The organism is Lentisalinibacter orientalis (assembly GCF_040706535.1).
Classification (GTDB): Bacteria; Pseudomonadota; Gammaproteobacteria; order Steroidobacterales; family Woeseiaceae; genus Lentisalinibacter; species Lentisalinibacter orientalis.
Genome location: NZ_JAPDRJ010000001.1, coordinates 1,714,519 through 1,730,053, shown reverse-complemented (window position 1 = coordinate 1,730,053; position 15,535 = coordinate 1,714,519). Strand labels below are relative to the sequence as shown.

At 68.1% G+C, this 15,535-nt stretch carries 14 protein-coding genes; 9 read left to right on the top strand and 5 right to left on the bottom strand.

Annotated elements, in window-relative coordinates; all coding sequences use genetic code 11:
• Positions 1-251 precede the first annotated feature (251 nt).
• On the top strand, positions 252-998 hold the full coding sequence (locus ACJMK0_RS07680) for a ZIP family metal transporter (protein WP_405237061.1): 747 nt from the start codon (positions 252-254) through the stop codon (positions 996-998).
• A 15-nt stretch (positions 999-1,013) separates the two neighbouring features.
• Here ACJMK0_RS07680 and ACJMK0_RS07675 read toward each other — a convergent pair whose 3' ends face one another.
• Complete coding sequence (locus ACJMK0_RS07675) at positions 1,014-2,012, bottom strand: aldo/keto reductase (RefSeq protein ID WP_405237059.1); 999 nt, start codon at positions 2,010-2,012, stop codon at positions 1,014-1,016.
• 189 nt (positions 2,013-2,201) lie between these two features.
• On the opposite strand from ACJMK0_RS07675, the gene ACJMK0_RS07670 reads away from it, so the two are divergent.
• Genes ACJMK0_RS07670 through ACJMK0_RS07650 form a run of 5 tightly spaced genes read left to right on the top strand, consistent with a single transcriptional unit; the run spans position 2,202 to position 7,343 of the window.
• Positions 2,202-2,798, top strand: coding sequence for a TetR/AcrR family transcriptional regulator (locus ACJMK0_RS07670; RefSeq protein ID WP_405237057.1), 597 nt, complete (start codon positions 2,202-2,204; stop codon positions 2,796-2,798).
• A 32-nt stretch (positions 2,799-2,830) separates the two neighbouring features.
• Positions 2,831-4,222 (top strand): phytoene desaturase family protein, encoded by a 1,392-nt coding sequence (locus ACJMK0_RS07665; protein WP_405237055.1) that lies wholly within the window; start codon positions 2,831-2,833, stop codon positions 4,220-4,222.
• The gene (locus ACJMK0_RS07660; protein ID WP_405237053.1) at positions 4,215-4,637 is read left to right on the top strand and encodes a nuclear transport factor 2 family protein; all 423 of its coding nucleotides are present in this window, start codon (positions 4,215-4,217) and stop codon (positions 4,635-4,637) included. The genes ACJMK0_RS07665 and ACJMK0_RS07660 overlap by 8 nt, the downstream gene beginning before the upstream one ends.
• Positions 4,638-4,653: 16 nt before the next feature.
• A complete protein-coding gene (locus tag ACJMK0_RS07655) occupies positions 4,654-6,408 on the top strand; it encodes a class I adenylate-forming enzyme family protein (RefSeq protein ID WP_405237051.1) in 1,755 nt (584 codons plus the stop codon).
• Positions 6,409-6,446: 38 nt separating this feature from the next.
• Complete coding sequence (locus tag ACJMK0_RS07650; protein WP_405237049.1) at positions 6,447-7,343, top strand: aldo/keto reductase; 897 nt, start codon at positions 6,447-6,449, stop codon at positions 7,341-7,343.
• On the opposite strand, the gene ACJMK0_RS07645 is transcribed toward ACJMK0_RS07650, so the two are convergent.
• Together ACJMK0_RS07645 and ACJMK0_RS07640 are read right to left on the bottom strand one after the other, a co-directional pair.
• Positions 7,340-7,975, bottom strand: a complete 636-nt coding sequence (locus ACJMK0_RS07645; protein WP_405237922.1) for a DJ-1/PfpI family protein — start codon at positions 7,973-7,975, stop codon at positions 7,340-7,342. The two genes, ACJMK0_RS07650 and ACJMK0_RS07645, sit on opposite strands and share 4 nt — an antisense overlap.
• A gap of 5 nt (positions 7,976-7,980) precedes the next feature.
• Positions 7,981-10,023: a prolyl oligopeptidase family serine peptidase gene (locus ACJMK0_RS07640; protein WP_405237047.1), complete on the bottom strand. Its 2,043-nt coding sequence runs from the start codon at positions 10,021-10,023 to the stop codon at positions 7,981-7,983.
• Positions 10,024-10,184: 161 nt separating this feature from the next.
• Here ACJMK0_RS07640 and ACJMK0_RS07635 point away from each other — a divergent pair, with 161 nt between their 5' ends.
• Positions 10,185-11,045, top strand: a complete 861-nt coding sequence (locus ACJMK0_RS07635) for a pirin family protein (protein WP_405237045.1) — start codon at positions 10,185-10,187, stop codon at positions 11,043-11,045.
• Positions 11,046-11,055: 10 nt separating this feature from the next.
• On the opposite strand, the gene ACJMK0_RS07630 is transcribed toward ACJMK0_RS07635, so the two are convergent.
• On the bottom strand, positions 11,056-12,780 hold the full coding sequence (locus ACJMK0_RS07630; RefSeq protein ID WP_405237043.1) for a M14 family metallopeptidase: 1,725 nt from the start codon (positions 12,778-12,780) through the stop codon (positions 11,056-11,058).
• 160 nt (positions 12,781-12,940) lie between these two features.
• Positions 12,941-13,540 carry a hypothetical protein gene (locus ACJMK0_RS07625; RefSeq protein ID WP_405237041.1) on the bottom strand — a complete coding sequence of 200 codons (600 nt, stop codon included), beginning with the start codon at positions 13,538-13,540 and terminating at the stop codon, positions 12,941-12,943.
• A 205-nt stretch (positions 13,541-13,745) separates the two neighbouring features.
• Here ACJMK0_RS07625 and ACJMK0_RS07620 point away from each other — a divergent pair, with 205 nt between their 5' ends.
• Complete coding sequence (locus ACJMK0_RS07620; RefSeq protein WP_405237040.1) at positions 13,746-13,949, top strand: hypothetical protein; 204 nt, start codon at positions 13,746-13,748, stop codon at positions 13,947-13,949.
• An 84-nt stretch (positions 13,950-14,033) separates the two neighbouring features.
• A complete protein-coding gene (locus tag ACJMK0_RS07615; RefSeq protein ID WP_405237038.1) occupies positions 14,034-15,509 on the top strand; it encodes an SDR family NAD(P)-dependent oxidoreductase in 1,476 nt (491 codons plus the stop codon).
• Positions 15,510-15,535: the final 26 nt, after the last annotated feature.

Genomic DNA, 15,535 nt, shown 5'->3' with positions numbered 1-15,535 from the left:
CGCACGGCACATTAAGTTCGAAAAGTCACAAAAGTTCGGTCCGGCACCTGACTCATTAGTTACAGCCGGAACCTTTTGGACCACGACTGTATCAGGTCCCCAGTCCCTTTCCGACCCCCGCCAGACCGTACAGGCAGCAAAGTTCAACTCCGTGCGCCCGCCCAAAAGTTCAATAAGTCACAAAAGTTCGGTCCGGCACCTGCTCCCGTACCACCCGTACACCTTCCGCGATCTTCCGCTACGCTGGGAGCATGATCGACGTCAACGTCTGGACCGTTGCCGCCGCGGCAGCCATCACCGCCGCAGCCACCGGGTTGGGTGCCCTGCCGTTCCTGTTCGTGAGCGGCATCAGCCGGTGGTGGCTCGGCGTGTCCAGCGCCGCGGCCGCCGGCCTCATGCTGGCCGCCAGCCACAGCCTCATCGCCGAGGGCTTCGGCGCGTCGCCCGGCCGTACCATCGCCGGCATCCTGCTCGGCCTGCTGCTCGTGGTCGTCGCCGACCGCCTGCTGGCCGGTCGGGGCGGCGGCGTCGACGTCGCCGAACTGAAAGGCGCGGACGCGCGCAAGGCGCTGCTCATCCTCGGCATCATGACGACTCACTCCTTCGCGGAAGGGGTGGGCGTCGGCGTCTCGTTCGGCGGCAGCGAGGCACTCGGCGTGTTCATCGCATCGGCGATCGCCGTGCACAACATCCCCGAGGGACTCGCCATCAGTCTCGTGCTGATCCCGCGAGGGACGCCGGTATGGAAGGCCGGGGCCTGGAGCATCTTCACCAGTCTGCCCCAGCCGCTCATGGCGGTGCCCGCCTTTCTCTTCGTGCTCGCTTTCGAGCCCTGGCTGCCGGTCGGACTCGGCCTCGCCGCCGGCGCCATGATCTGGATGGTCTTCTCGGAGCTCATACCGGATGCCCTGGATCGCGTCTCCGGTTCTACGGCGGGCGTTGCGGTAGTGCTGTCCTTCGCCGCCCTGCTGGCCTTCCAGTACTACGTGCTGGGCTGACCCCGGCGCACCATCCTACCGGTCGGGTTCGAGCCCGGTCGGCGGCGCCATGAACTCGGGGCCCACGGCATGGTCGATGTGCTCGTTCAGGATGCCGTCCACCGACGAAAGCAGCGCCAGGTCCATGGACCAGCCGAACACCTCGCCGATGGGCTCCATCTGCGCGGGTTTGCGTCCGCCCCAGATCGCGATCGGCACACCCTGCTCCAGCACCCAGCGCAGACTGAACGCGAGGAGTGACTTGCCGGTCATCCGCCGGACGAGCTTTTCCAGATCCGCCGCCGCCAGGTAGCGCTCGAAACGGGGTTCCGCGAACTTGGGATCGGCCTTGCGCAGGTCGTCGCCCTCGAACTCCCGGTCGCGGGACATCTTGCCGGTCAGCAGGCCGCGGCAGAGCGCGCCGTAGGTCATCAACGGCAGGCCGCGGCGCTCGCAGTACGGCTTGACGTTCGCCTCGATGCCGCGCTCGAGGATGTTGTAGGGCGGCTGGCAGACGTGCACGGGGCACTCCTCCCGGAACGCGGCGATCTGGTCCGGCGTGAAGTTGCTGACGCCGACCGCCCGGATGAGCCCTTCGTCGAGCAGCTCGCGCATCGCCCCCGCGGTTTCGGCGACGGGCCGGGTGCAGTCCGGCCAGTGCACGAAGTAGATGTCGATGACGTCCCGATTCAGGCGCTTCAGGGATGCGTTGATCTCGTAGCGAACCCGGTCGCGGCTGCCGTTGCGGAAGATCCGCTCGTCGTCGGTCCAGTCCAGCCCCACCTTCGTGGAGACGTGAACCGGCCCGTCGCCGTCGTATTCCCGCAGCGCCTCGCCGACGATCTGCTCGGACGTGCCAAATCCGTAGACCGGCGCCGTGTCGACGAGATTGACGCCCCTGTCCAGCGCGGCGTGCACGGTCTCGATGGATCGGCGTTTCTCGGTGCCGCCCCACATGAAACAGCCGATGGCCCAGGTGCCGAGCGCGATGCGGGACACCTCCAGGTCGGTATCGGGGATGCGGTAGTACTCCATGCAGGCCTCTCTGCTGTCACCTCCGTAAGACGCCCGGGAAACCGGCAGGCACCCGAGCCTGGACCACGGTAAGCCACCCGCCGCATAAGTACATTGAACTTCCGCAATTCAGCGGCACCCGGTGGGGCTGGACAAACCAAGGCCAGGCAATCATAATTGAATTCAATTCAATATTGGTGGGGAGCAAACATGGCGGCACGGACGGCCCGTTCGGAACGCAGCCGCGAGATGATCGTCGCCGCGGCGGCAGACGCCCTGGTCGACGGTGACGGTGACTTCGAGTTACAGGAAGTCGCTCGTCGTGCGGGCGTGTCCGTGGGTCTGCCGTATCACCGTTTCGGCTCAAAATCGGGGCTAATCGCCGCCGTAGTCGACAACTTCTACGACGAACTGGACCAGGCGATAGACCTGTCCGACCTGCCGCCGGACGACTGGACGGTGCGCGAACGCGAACGCATCTCCAGCCTGATCGACTTCCTCTACGACCATCCGCTCGCCGCCATCATCATCTCGCGCCTGGCCCGCGACCCCGGCGTGGCCGCCGTCGAGGGCGAGCGCTGGCGCCGGGTCATCGCGCTGGCCGCCCGGAACATCGCCAAGGGCCAGCAGCGCGGACAGATCCCCACGCAGTACGACCCGGACATCCTCGCCGCCATGATCTGCGGCGGTGTGCGGCACGCGGCGGGACAGGCCCTCGCCGCCGACCCGCGTCCGACCCGGGAGGCACTCACCCGCGAGCTCTGGGACTTCATCCTCGGCGGGCTCCGCTTGCCGGCGCCCGCCTGACCCCTCGGCGCGATAATCAGACAGGAATCGACATGAACGAAAGAGAACACGTGGTCATCATCGGCGCCGGCGTCGGCGGCATGTGCGCAGGCGCCCTCCTCGCCCGGCAGGGTTACCGGGTGACCGTCTGCGAGAAGCTGAACACCGTCGGCGGCCGCACCCGTACGCAGGACATCGAAGGCTATCGACTGCCGCGGGGCGCGGTGTCGTACCAGCTCCGGGGCATCCTGCCGAGCATCTGCGAGGAGGTCGGCGCCGAGTTCGAGGTGCGGCCGGTCAGCGAGATGTGGTTCTGGATCCGCGGTGGCGACGAGTTCGTGCCACTGCCGGCGAAGAGCGGCACGGGCAAGATGCTCGAGATGTTCATGAAGGTCCACGGCGGCGGCTCGAAGAAGGCGATGGCGCGGGTGGGCCTGGAGCTGTCCATCACGAAGATCGGCAAGGCCTTCCGCGACCGCCAGGCAACGGACGTGGGAGAAGACGGCCCCACCTTCCGCGAATGGCTGGAGCAGTACACGGACAACGAGGATCTTCTGGCGCTGTTCCACGCCATCACCTCGGCCGTCTCCGCGGTCAACGACTTCGAGTACCCGGCCCGGCACTGGTTCGCGCACTTCGCGGCCACCGAGGCGAGGATGGACAAGTACGCGTTGCTGCCCGGCGGTTTCGTGTCGGTCAGCGAAGCACTGGCGCGGGTCATCGAGGCCAACGGCGGCCGGGTGCTGCTGGAGACGCCGACGCTCGCCATCGAGACCGCCGACGGCCGCGCCACCGGCGTGCGCATCGAGAACGGCGGACAGGAGGAAACGCTGCCGGCCGACATCGTCATCAGCAATACCGGCCCGTCCGTCACCGTCGAACTGGCGGGCGAGCAGGCGCTCGGCGGGGACTACACGCAACGGCTCGCGCAGCGGATCCGGCCGACCCCCATCGTCGCCACCTACGTGGTCTCCGACGAACCGCTGTTCGAACCGCGCTCCGCGTTCCTCGCGGCGGGCCTGGAACGCATCGTGACCGGCGTGCCGCTCACCAACATCTGTCCCGAGTGGTCCCACGACGGCCGCCACCTCACGTCCTTCTACGGCACGCCCAGGAGCTGCCTCGAGCCCATGGACCGTGAAGACGAGCGGCGCGCGAACATGGCCGACGTCAGGACGCTGTTCCCGGACTTCGATGCGAAGGGCGGGCGCTTCCTCGACGTGCAGCTGCGCGACATCGACGATCCGGACGTCGTGGCGCGATCATGGCCCGGCTACAACATACCGGTGGAGACGCCGCTGCCAAATCTTTTCAACGTGGGCGACGGCTGCGGCCCGCAGGGCTACGTGGCGACGCCGGCGGCGGCCAAGAGCGCGCGGATGGCCGTGGACCGGATACTTGAACAACGGATGCACAACCAGCAGAGGGGAGAAAGACATGGGTAAGGCCTACGATGCGGTGCAACGCTACATCGACTCGATGAAGGCGAAGGACCTGGACGCGGTCCTCGACTGTTTCCACGACGACGTCGTCTACCACTACCACGTCGGCACCCGGCCCTTCGAGGGCAAGGATTTCCTGAAGAAAGGCATCACGATGCTGTGGCCCCACCAGGCGGCCAGTCGCTGGCGCATCGTCAATTACCTGGAAGACGACGAGAAGATCATCTTCGAGGGCATCGACGAGTACGACCAGCCCGACGGCGTCACCGTCCGCATGCCATACATGGGGATCTACCAGATCAGGGACGGACGCATCTGGCGGGCGCGCGACTATTTCGACATGCCAGGCTACATGAACATGACCAAGGGCGACTCCAATCCCTGGTTGCTGAAGGTCGCGGATTCGATGGCCGGCTGACCCGGGAGAAAGATCGATGATCCTCGACGACGACGCCACGCTGGAACGCTATCGTGCCAGCGGCTGGTGGGGAGACGTCACGGTCGACGATCTGTTCCGCGATTGCGTCGCGGCCGCGCCGGAGCAACTCGCCCTCGTCGACGCGCCCGACCGGCCGGCGTTCTGCTACGGCGAGCCGCGGCGGCTGAGTTTCCGCCAGACGGACGCGGCCGTCGACGCACTCGCCGCCGCCCTGCTTCGCGCCGGCGTGCGCAAGGACTCGGTGGTCGTCGTACAGCTGCCGAACATCGTGGAGATCGTCGTCGCGTTCCTGGCCTGCGCACGGCTCGGCGCCATCGCCTCGCCGGTGATGCTGGCCTACGGAGCGCGGGACATGCGGCGCATCCTCCGGCACGTGCGGCCCGCCTGCGTACTGACCCTGTCCCGATTCAAGGATCAGCGGCCGGCGGAGACGGTGCGCGCCATCCTCGCCGAGCCCGGTGCGCCGAAGACGACGGTACTCGCGTTCGGCGACGGCGACGGAGACCTGGTCGACGTGAGGTCACTGCCGCATGACGACGAAGCGCTGGAGACCTACCTGAACGGGTTGAGCGTCGGCGCGGACGAGATCGTTACCATGCACTGGACGTCCGGCACCACCGGCGACCCGAAGTGCGTGCCGCGCAGCCACAACCAGTGGCACGCCACGGGGGGCTGCTGCCGGGACGCGGGCGGGCTGCATCACGGCGATCGGCTGCTCGCGCCCATGCAGATGGTGCATACCGCGGGCTACAACGGCCTGTTCATGCCGTGGCTGGAGGTCCAGGGCACGCTGGCCCTGCACAACCCGTTCGACATGGCCATATTCCTCGATCAGCTCGAGGAGCTCGGCATCAACCATACGGTGGCCGCGCCGGCCATGCTGAACGCGCTCCTGCGGGAGAACATCCTCGACGACCGCGATGTCTCCACCATCCGCAGCATCCTGTGCGGATCGGCGCCCCTGGATGCCTGGATGATCGAGGGTTTCCGGCAACGATACGGCATCGAGGTGGTGAACGCCTTCGGCTCCACGGAGGGCATCACGCTGCTGTCCGGCCCGGGGATGACCGACGATCCCCATCGGCGCGCCCGCTACTTCCCGCGCTTCCGCGGCTCTGCGCTGCGGGAGTCGGACGGCGCCGCCTGGGGCGTGCGCATCGCCCGGGGTGTCGAGACGAAGCTGGTCGACATCGAGACCGGCACGGAGATCACCGACGCCGGACGGCCGGGCGAGTTCGTCTTCCGCAGTCCCGCGTTGTTCCCCGGCTACTGGACGGCCGACGGCAACGTGGATCGCGGGGACTTCGACGGAGAGGGATACTTCCGCTCCGGCGAGCTCTTCGAGATCGCGGGCGACGGCGAGGACGCCGACTACTATCACTACATCGACCGCCTGAAGGACGTGATCAACCGTGGCGGCCTCAAGATACCGGCCGGGGAGCTGGAGGCGGCCGTCCAGGCGCTGCCGTCGGTGCAGGAGGCGGCCGCAATCGGCTTTCCCGACGAGCGGCTCGGCGAGCGCATCTGCGCCGTGGTCGTGCCGATGCCCGGTGCGACGCTGTCGCTCGAGGAGCTGATCGCTCAACTGTCGGAGGCGGGTGTTGCACGGTTCATGTGGCCTGAGCGGCTCGAGATCGTCGAGTCGCTGCCCCGCAATCCGACGGGGAAAATACTCAAGCGCGAGCTGGTCCGCAGGCTACTCGCAGGGAATTCCGAGGGTTCAAGGGTTGCAGAACGGCCGGAAGTCTGAAAAGTTGCGAAACTTGCAAAAGTTCGGTCCGGCACCTCATGGCGACTCGACGGCAGTTTTTGAAGTACGGCGGCGCTGCGGCGTTCGCTGCCACGGCACCGCTGCCGACGCTCGTGGCAGAGCACAAGCAGCTGCCGGTCCGGCCGATCCCGCGCACGGGCGATTCGCTGCCTGTTATCGGCATGGGCAACTCGAATGCCTTCCGCGCGGGCGACCGGGACGCCTCCTGGGACGTCATCAGGATGTTCCAGCGCTACGGCTCGCGCTACATCGACTGCTCCGGCGACAGCCGCTTCGTCGTGGCCGACGTCGTGGGCGAACGTGAGATCGGCGACCGGGTCTTCCTCGGCACCTACTTCGACGTCGACGACGAACCGGCGGCCCGCGCCGAGGCGGCGCGGCTGCTGGCGACCACCGGCAAGCCGACGCTGGACCTCATGCACGCCTACCCGGAGACGGCGGTGCCGAACTGGCGGACGTTCCGGCGCTGGAAGGAAGCGGGTCTGACCCGGCATATCGGCGTCGCCCGGCACCGCAGGGAGTACTACCCGGCCATGATGGACCTCATGGCCACCGGCACCCTGGACGTCCTGCAGGTGAACTACTCGCTCATGGAACCGGAAGCCGAGGAGCGGGTCCTGCCGATGGCGCTGGAGCGCGGCGTCGCCGTGATCGTCAATCGCCCGTTCATCAACGGCGAGTGGTTCCGCCTGGTGCGCGACCGGAAACTGCCGTCGTGGGCGGCCGAGTTCGACTGCGACAGCTGGGCACAGTTCTCGCTCAAGTTCATCCTCTCGCACCCGGCGGTGACCTGCGTGCTGACCGAAACGGCCAACCCGCGGCATGCGGTGGACAACATCGGCGCCGGATTCGGCGCCCTGCCGGACGGGAAGACGAGGCAACGCATGCGCGACCTCGTCCGCAACTTCGCCTAGTCGGGCACGGCTATCCGCCGCGCATCGGATTCGGGCCAGGGGTACTCCATGTAGCGCGCGGTCGCCCGCGCTGTCTCCTCTCCGTGGATTGCGGCGACGATTCGCAGAGACAGGTCTATACCGGCCGAGATGCCGGCCGCGGTCCAGACGCTGCCGTCCCGGACGAAATGCCGGTCGCGCACCACTTCCACCGCCGGCAGCAGCTCTGCCATCCAGTCCAGCGAGCGCCAATGGGTGGTCGCGCGGCGGCCCTCCAGCAGGCCGGCCGCGCCGAGCAACAGGGACCCGGTGCACACCGAGCAGAGACGCTCCACTTCGCGGCTGCGTTCGCGCAGCCAGTCGAGCAGCAACGGATTCTCGAGCTGGCGGCGGACGCCCCAGCCGCCCGGGACCAGCAGCAGATCGAGGGCCGGGCAATCGCCGAAGGCCCAGCGCGGCGTCACCGTCATGCCCCCCGTGGTCGTGACCGGGGCGGCTGTCTCCCCGACCAGGCCTGCGTCGAACGGGGACGGTTCCTCCCGCCGCGCCTCCTCGTCCAGCCGGACCACGGAGAACACCTCGAAGGGGCCGCAGAAGTCGAGCACCTCCACGTCGTCGAACACGACGATGCCGACCGTCGCGCGCCGCGCCATCGTCTTCATTCCGGCGGATACCTCTGCAGCCAGGCGAGGATGTGATCCACCTTCGCGATGAGCTGGCTCGGCCGGCGCGCGATGTTGTGGGCGGCGCCCGGCATCTCCACCAGCGCGGTGTCGATGCCGCGGATCTTCAGCGCGCCGTAGAGCTGTTTCGCCTCGGACGGCGGCGTGCGCAGGTCGGCGGTGCCCACCATCACCAGCGTCGGCGTTTCGATCTCGCCCAGCAGCGAGACGGGTGAGTACCGCATGTATTCCTCGATGCTCTCCCAGGGCTGGCCCGGATAGCGATAGTCCGCGTATTTGTAGTAGTTGTCGGCGGTCAGCGTCTTGCTGACCCAGTTCATCACCGGCTTGATGACCGCGGCGGCCCGGAAGCGGTCGGTGTTGCCGACGATCCAGGCCGTCATGGTCCCGCCCGCGCTGCCGCCGGTAACGTAGAGGCTGCCTTCGGCGGCGATGCCGGCTTCGACGAGGGCATCGACGCCGTCCATGATGTCCTGGTAATCGCCTCCGGGGTAGTCGTGGTACAGCAGGTTGCCGAACTCCTCCCCGTAACTCGTGCTGCCCCGCGGATTGGGGTAGAACACCACGTAGCCCGCCGCCGCGTAGATCTGGATCTCGGGGGAGAAGACCGGGCCGTAGTGGGAGATGGGTCCGCCGTGGATCTCGACCAGCAGCGGATAGTCCCGCTCGGGGTCGTAGCCCGGCGGCTTCACCAGCCAGCCCTGGATCTCCCGCTTGTCCAGCGTGGACGGGTAGCGGAATTCCTCCACCCGGCCCAGCGATCGGCCGCCCAGGGCATCGGCATTCAGGTCGGTGACGGCAGCGGGCGCGCCGCCCAGCCAGGAGACCGTGGCGACGTCGGCCGGGCGCTCGGCGCTGGCGCGCGTGTAGGCGATCCGGCCGTCGTCGGAGACCGAGAACGAGCCGCGCACGTAGGGGCGGCCGATGACCGTGCCGCCGACGTTCTCCGCCATCACCCGGAACTTGCCGCCGAGAGTGGTGAACCCGATGCGGGTCACGCCCTGATCGGCGTACTGGAAATACAGGCCGTCGCCCTCCCGGTTCCACGCCAGCCCCGAGACGCTGCGATCGAGGTCCGGCAACAGCTCGCGTCTGCCGCCGCCGTCGGCTTCCATGACGTACAGCCTGTCGACCTGATAGGTCTGTACCTTGTCGTCATAGCCCCGCCAGGCGATCAGGCTGCCGTCGGGCGAGATCACGGGCTCGGTATCCGGGCCGTCACGGTCCGTGAGCCGGGTGATCTCGCCGCTCCCCACATCCACCCGGTAGATGTCGGACTCCACAAAATCCAGCTCCCAGTCCGGATTGCGGTTGGTAGAGAACACCAGCGCCTCACCGTCGGGTGTCCACTGCGGCGTGCCCTGGTGATGGAAGGCGCCGGAGGTCACCTGCCGGGGCGTGCCGCCGTCGGCGGGCAGCACGAAGTAATGATGGAAACCCGGCTCCAGGTAACCGCTGCCGTCGCTCTCGTAGGTCACCCGGGTCGTCACCCGCGGCCTCTCCGCCCACTCGGCGCCTTCCGGCTTCGACGGCGGCTCCACCAGCGACGGCGGCTCGGCCGGCACCCGCATGGAGAAGGCGAGCCGTGCCCCGTCCGGCGACCAGCTCAGCCCGGAGGGACTCGTCTCCAGCTGCGTCAGGCTCGTGCGCTTGCCCGATTCCAGCCAGTAGACGAAGATCTCGGCACCGTCGTCACCGGCCTCGGCGACGTAGGCGATGCGCGTGCCGTCCGGCGACCAGACCGCGCCCGACTCGTTGCGGTCGTCGCCGGTCAGCGGCTCGTGCCGCCCGCCATCGGACGCCGCGAGCCAGAGCCGGCCGACGGGTTCGTCGGTCATGATGTCCATGCCATTGCGGACGTAGACGATATGCTCGCCGTCGGGTGAGATCTGCGGATCCGACGCCCACTCCAGCTCGAATACGTCCATGCGCCCGAACGGGCGCTCCGGCGCGGCCACGGCGACCGCCGCGAGCAGCAGGGTGGCAACAGTGAGGATGGCACTGGCGGGTCTCGTCATCGGCTCTCGTCTCCTCAGGTTCTCAGCGGCGAATTGGCGGAAACGGGGCACATGATAACCGCTGTATCGCCGGGCCGAAGCGCAGGGCGCTACACTGGCGCGGCAGACGTGCGTACGGAGATGCGCTGCAGACTCGCGAAAGACGATAAAGGGGACGGATCATGGCGGAACGCACACTGAGCAGAGTCATCCCGGGCGTAGAGACCTCCGACGGCGCCGGCGTCAGGCTGCGCCGCAGCCTGGGCGCCAGCGAGGCCGGCCGGCTGGACCCGTTCCTGATGCTGGACGAGTTCGGCACCGACAACCCGGACGACTACATCGCCGGATTCCCGCCCCATCCGCACCGCGGTTTCGAGACCGTCACGTACATGCTGAACGGCCACATGCGCCACGAGGACCATATGGGCAACGTGGGCGAGCTGACGGAGGGCGGCGTGCAGTGGATGACGGCCGGGCGCGGCGTGATCCACTCCGAGATGCCACAGCAGCGGGAGGGCCGCATGCGGGGCTTCCAGCTCTGGATCAACCTGCCCGCCGCCGAGAAGATGAAGCCGGCCGCCTACCGCGACATCCCCGCGGATGACATCCCGGCGGCCGATATCCCCGGCGGGCGGGTGAAGGTCATCGCCGGCGCAGTACCGGTGGGCGGGACAACGGTGACCGGCCCCATCCACGGCCTCAGCACGGAACCCCTGTTCATCGACGTGGAGCTGGCGGCGGACCACCTGTTCGAGTGCCCCGTGCCGGCCGGGCACAACGCTTTCCTCTACGTCTACGAGGGGAGCATCACCGTCGGCCGGGGCGCCGACAGCCGGGAACTGCCGCCGCGCTCGGCGGGCATACTCGGCGAGGGGGACAGCGCGACCGTGGAATCCGTCGGCGACACGGCCCGGTTCATCCTGCTGGCGGGCAAGCCCATCGGCGAGCCCGTCGCCCAGTACGGCCCGTTCGTCATGAACACCCGCGAGGAGATCGAGCGCGCCATCGCCGACTACCGCAGCGGCGCCCTCGTGGATGACTGAGGGGGCCGACTCAGTCCGGGACCGGCTTGTCCGTCCCGGCGATGTCCACTTCGCTGCGGATCTCGCCGGTGCGGCACGACCGGGCGCATAACCTCACCGTGCCTACGCCCTTCACCACCAGCGAGCGCCGGGCCCGTCCGCTGCTGCCCCGCCCGTACGGGTAGTACAGCGCCCCGGTGCCCTCGCCCGCGCCGCGCCCCCAGCCGTCCAGGTGGCCGAGCGTGCGGCGCGTACCGCCCTCGGCCAGCTCGCAGCCGTCGCACTCGACGTCGAGATACAGCTCCTCGTTCCAGCTGAGCTTCTTCGCCGAACTCAACACGTAGCTCGGCAGATAGCCGACGTTCTCCACCGTGACGTCCAGGCGAGTGAGTCCGCCACCTAGGGCGGTCGTCTCCACCGCCCCGAAGCGCAGCCGGGGCGCCATGGCCGCCACACGCAGGAAGGCGGCCGCATGCTGGTTGCAGATGCCGGGCAGAAGCTCGTAGGGCGGGTTCCACATGCCCACCCGCGGGTCGATGCCGCCGAGCTCCACCGCGCCGAGCTGCGGATGCTCGAAGCCGCGCCACGGGAGCACGGCCCGCCCGGCGTTCTGCTCCCGGTCCCAGCGCGCGATCGCCACCATGTCGTCGCGATCGAGATCGGTGTAGGCCTTCACGAACGGTTTCTTCCGCTCCAGGCCGACCTGCGCGAACAGGTCCCACAGTTCCACCACGTAGCCGATGCAGCCCCGCTGATGGTATGCGTAGTCGGTGAGGTCGCCGTGCAGCGGCTTGTCCGGCTCGTAGAGGAACTCCTCGTAACCGCTGACCATGGGATAACCGGTGTGGGTCTCCAGCCATTCGCCCACCTGGCGGAAGATGGCGAGATCCTTCTGGTCCATCTTCGCGTCCGGCTGGTGGCCCAGCGGACGGATGCCGACGCCGCCGAAGGTGTGCAAATTCAGCCAGGCGAAGATGTTCGGATGCGCCGTGGTGAACTCGATGACGGCGCGCGACTCCGCCTCGCTGCCGGGGTACTCGCCGGCCCCCGGTTGGTCGTGGTCGGGCGCCCAGGACCAGGGGAAATTCCGGTTCAGGTCGATGGGGCTGTCGGAGAGGAAGGACGGCGCAGGGATGCTGGCACCATCGAAGTTCTCGATGACGCCCTCGGGGTAGAGCTTGTAGAAGGGTCCCTCGTCGTCGACGGTGCGCAGCACCATCAGGTCCGGGACTTCCGCCGATGCCACGAACTCGCCGGTGGGGTCTTCCACGCGCATGGCGAGCGCGACGCCGTCGCCGTCCAGGTCCGTGGGCCGCCAGTACGAGCGGCTGCCGTCCGGACGCCGGTCCCGGGTATTGGAACGCACGTAGCGGCACTCGTGCAGCATCCGTTCGGCGCCGTCCGGCGAGATGCGTGGCATCACGTAGAACAGCACGTCGCGGAGCGCCTCGCACACCGCCGCGGAGAGGTTGTGCGGCACCGTGCCCTCGGCATGGAAACGCAGCATGTCCTCGGCGATACCCAGCGCCACGCTGGAGCCGCAGAGCTCGGCGGCGTGCATGTTGCCGTCCACCCAGACGGCGGGACGGATATCGTCGGGCCGCGGTCCGATGGTGAGCAGCCAGAGTTCGCGGCCCTCGTCCGTGCGGCCCAGGGATTCCAGCCGGACGAGGTCCGGCCAGGTCCCCGCCCAGTGCTCGAGCGTCGCGGTGAGTTCCTCGTAGGAGAGGTAGCGGTTGCGGAAGTCGGCGGTCATGCCGCGATGCTACGGTCAGCCCGGACGAACCACAACAAAATAATCGGGCCCCGCGACCGGTCTCTCCGATCGCGGGGCCCACCCCCTCGGACCGCCGTCGGAGCGTGGATCCCGACGGCGCGTCACCCCTCAGGCCGCTGCAACCAGGGAAGGTCGGAGGCTACTCGGCGGCAGCGACGCTCCGTTCCCAGGAGAACAGGGTTCGCGTCGACTGGTCCGCGTCGAGGCCGAGCCGGCTCAGACGGCCGTCGCACTCGGCCGCGCAGTCGTCGCTGATGGTGTAGCGCTCCACCTGCGCGCGCGTGCCGAGCAGCCCGCGGTCGAAGGAGGCCTCCAGCGTGATCGTGCCGACGTAGCTCGCGCGGTAGCCCGCGGGCACCGTGAACGTGAAACCGGTGGGCGGCTGGATCTTCTGGCCCTGATAACGGAAGCCGATGCTCGTCACCCGATAGGTACCCGGTTCCAGCGCCCAGGCGAACTCGCCGTCCCGGCCGATCCTGCCCACGATGGGCTGCGCACTGCCCGCCTCGGCGAGATTCAGGGTAGCCGAACTGGCGAAAATCCCGTCGCCGAAGGCCACCTCGTGACCGTTGCGCAGCAGTTCGAAGCGGCCGAACACCACGGTGGCGGCCGGTTCGCCGGCCTCGCGCGCGAGTTCGGCCGCCGAATCGATATTGCCGGCCGTCGTCGCGCAGCCGGATAGTCCCGCGAGCAGGCAACCGCCGGCGGCCACGGAGATAAGGCGTCGTATCTTGTCCATGAGAACTCCCCCGTTTTGCATACCAATGTATATACATTGTACATCAGCTAACACCTTTGTGTATATACCTGAGCTATCTCACGGGAAATAGTGGTTTTCCACCGGTCTGCTCCTTAGTCCGGCCAATCACTTGCCAAGCGAACGTATATACATTGAAATACTCTCCCGCGAAGGCGCTCCGGCGACACACGCGAGGAGCGCAACGATGACCGCAGCGACCAACGTGGCCAAGAAAGAGAAAGACAAGAAGAAGAAAAAGGACGCACAGCTCGTACTCCGCCTGGACAGCGAACTGCGCGACCGTTTCCTGGACGCCTGTCAGGACCTCGATACCTCGGCCGCCCGGGAAGTGCGGCGTTTCATCAAGCGCTTCCTGAAGCGCTACGACGCGGGCGAACTGGACGACTGACGGCGCCGTAATCGCCGCGGCCGGCGAAACCGCAAGGCCGGGTCGTGCGAATATCGTGGTTTGGGACCGAAGAGTCTGCATGCCATGAGCAATACGACGAGCGACGCCACGAGCAACGTCATCACACTGGACGAAACCATCGAAGCGGCGCGCCCGCTGCACGAGGCGTTCGCCTACGTGTCGGACTTCGCCCGCATCGAGGAATGGGATCCGGCGGTGGCGAGCGCCACGCGGCTCACCGAGGGCGGGCCCGGCGTCGGCGCCGAATACCGCATCGACATGAAGGCGGGATTCTCGCTGCACTACCGTGTGGTCGAGTTCGAGCCGGACCGCCGCATGCTGATGACGGTGCAATCGCGCCTGTTCACGGCCCGCGAGGAGATTCTGTTCGAGGCAGCCGGCGACGGGACCCGTGTGCGCTATATCGCCAGCTTCGACTTCCCCGCTCCGCTCGCCGCCCTGAACAGGCTGTTCCCGGCCGCCATGGACCGGGTCGGCAAGAGCGCGGTGGGCGGCCTGAAGAAGGCACTGGAGGACGACTACGAGCCGCCCCGTGCCTCCGTCCTGACCGCCGCGGCCGACCGCCTCGTGCTGCCGGGCCTGTGGCGCTTCACACGTCTCGGCTACTGTGCCGCGCGCCGCCACTGGAAACCCGTCTCCGCCTATCTGGGCGACCACCACATGCTGATCACCGGCGCCACCTCGGGCATCGGGCTCGCCGCCGCACGCGAGCTGACGACGCTCGGCGCGGGGCTGACCCTGGTGGCGCGCGATGCGGACAAGGCCCGGGCACTCGTCGCCGACTTGCGCGAGCAGACCGGCAACAACGACATCGGCTACGAGATCGCCGACCTCTCCGTCATGGCGGACGTGCATGCGCTGTGCGACCGGCTGCTCGCCGCAGGCCGCCCCGTCGACGCGCTGATCAACAACGCCGGCGCGCTGTTCAACCCGCGACAGGAGACGACGGAGGGGCTGGAGAAGAGCTTCGCGCTGCTCCTGCTCGGCCCGTATATCCTCACCGAGCGCCTGCAGCCGCTGCTGGCGAAGGCCGGATCGGCGCGGGTGGTGAACGTGCTCTCCGGCGGCATGTACACCCAGAAGATCCGCGTGGACGACCTGCAGAGCGAACGCGGCCTCTATTCCGGATCGGTGGCTTACGCGCGCGCCAAGCGCGGCCTCATGATCCTCACGGAGGAGTGGGCCGACCGCTGGGCGGACGACGGCATCGCGGTGAATGCCATGCATCCCGGCTGGGCGGACACTCCCGGCGTGGAGGAATCCCTGCCCGGCTTCTACCGCCTCACACGATACGTCCTGCGCACCCCCGAAGAAGGGGCGGACACCGCCGTCTGGCTGGCCGCCGCCACCGAGGCGGGGGAGGTCTCGGGCCGGTTCTGGCTGGACCGGGAACAGCACCCGAGCCACCTGTCTTCCCGCACCGTCGAGAGCGCGGCGGAGCGCGCGCGGCTGCTCGAGCAGCTCGGCGAGCTGATGGAGCGCACCCGGCCGGGCCTCGGTGGCGCCGCGGCCAGCGCGGGCCGCCGGGCGGCAGTATGATGGGCAGGACGCCTGCCGACCCGAAG

Excerpts from the sequence above, each read along its gene's own strand:
- ACJMK0_RS07665 (WP_405237055.1), top strand. The coding sequence starts at position 2,831 with ATGAACGAAAGAGAACACGTGGTCATCATCGGCGCCGGCGTCGGCGGC.
- ACJMK0_RS07660 (WP_405237053.1), top strand. The coding sequence starts at position 4,215 with ATGGGTAAGGCCTACGATGCGGTGCAACGCTACATCGACTCGATGAAG.
- ACJMK0_RS07680 (WP_405237061.1), top strand. The coding sequence starts at position 252 with ATGATCGACGTCAACGTCTGGACCGTTGCCGCCGCGGCAGCCATCACC.
- ACJMK0_RS07625 (WP_405237041.1), bottom strand. The coding sequence starts at position 13,540 with ATGGACAAGATACGACGCCTTATCTCCGTGGCCGCCGGCGGTTGCCTG.
- ACJMK0_RS07645 (WP_405237922.1), bottom strand. The coding sequence starts at position 7,975 with ATGGCGCGGCGCGCGACGGTCGGCATCGTCGTGTTCGACGACGTGGAG.
- ACJMK0_RS07650 (WP_405237049.1), top strand. The coding sequence starts at position 6,447 with ATGGCGACTCGACGGCAGTTTTTGAAGTACGGCGGCGCTGCGGCGTTC.
- ACJMK0_RS07615 (WP_405237038.1), top strand. The coding sequence starts at position 14,034 with ATGAGCAATACGACGAGCGACGCCACGAGCAACGTCATCACACTGGAC.
- ACJMK0_RS07635 (WP_405237045.1), top strand. The coding sequence starts at position 10,185 with ATGGCGGAACGCACACTGAGCAGAGTCATCCCGGGCGTAGAGACCTCC.
- ACJMK0_RS07620 (WP_405237040.1), top strand. The coding sequence starts at position 13,746 with ATGACCGCAGCGACCAACGTGGCCAAGAAAGAGAAAGACAAGAAGAAG.
- ACJMK0_RS07675 (WP_405237059.1), bottom strand. The coding sequence starts at position 2,012 with ATGGAGTACTACCGCATCCCCGATACCGACCTGGAGGTGTCCCGCATC.
- ACJMK0_RS07670 (WP_405237057.1), top strand. The coding sequence starts at position 2,202 with ATGGCGGCACGGACGGCCCGTTCGGAACGCAGCCGCGAGATGATCGTC.
- ACJMK0_RS07640 (WP_405237047.1), bottom strand. The coding sequence starts at position 10,023 with ATGACGAGACCCGCCAGTGCCATCCTCACTGTTGCCACCCTGCTGCTC.
- ACJMK0_RS07655 (WP_405237051.1), top strand. The coding sequence starts at position 4,654 with ATGATCCTCGACGACGACGCCACGCTGGAACGCTATCGTGCCAGCGGC.
- ACJMK0_RS07630 (WP_405237043.1), bottom strand. The coding sequence starts at position 12,780 with ATGACCGCCGACTTCCGCAACCGCTACCTCTCCTACGAGGAACTCACC.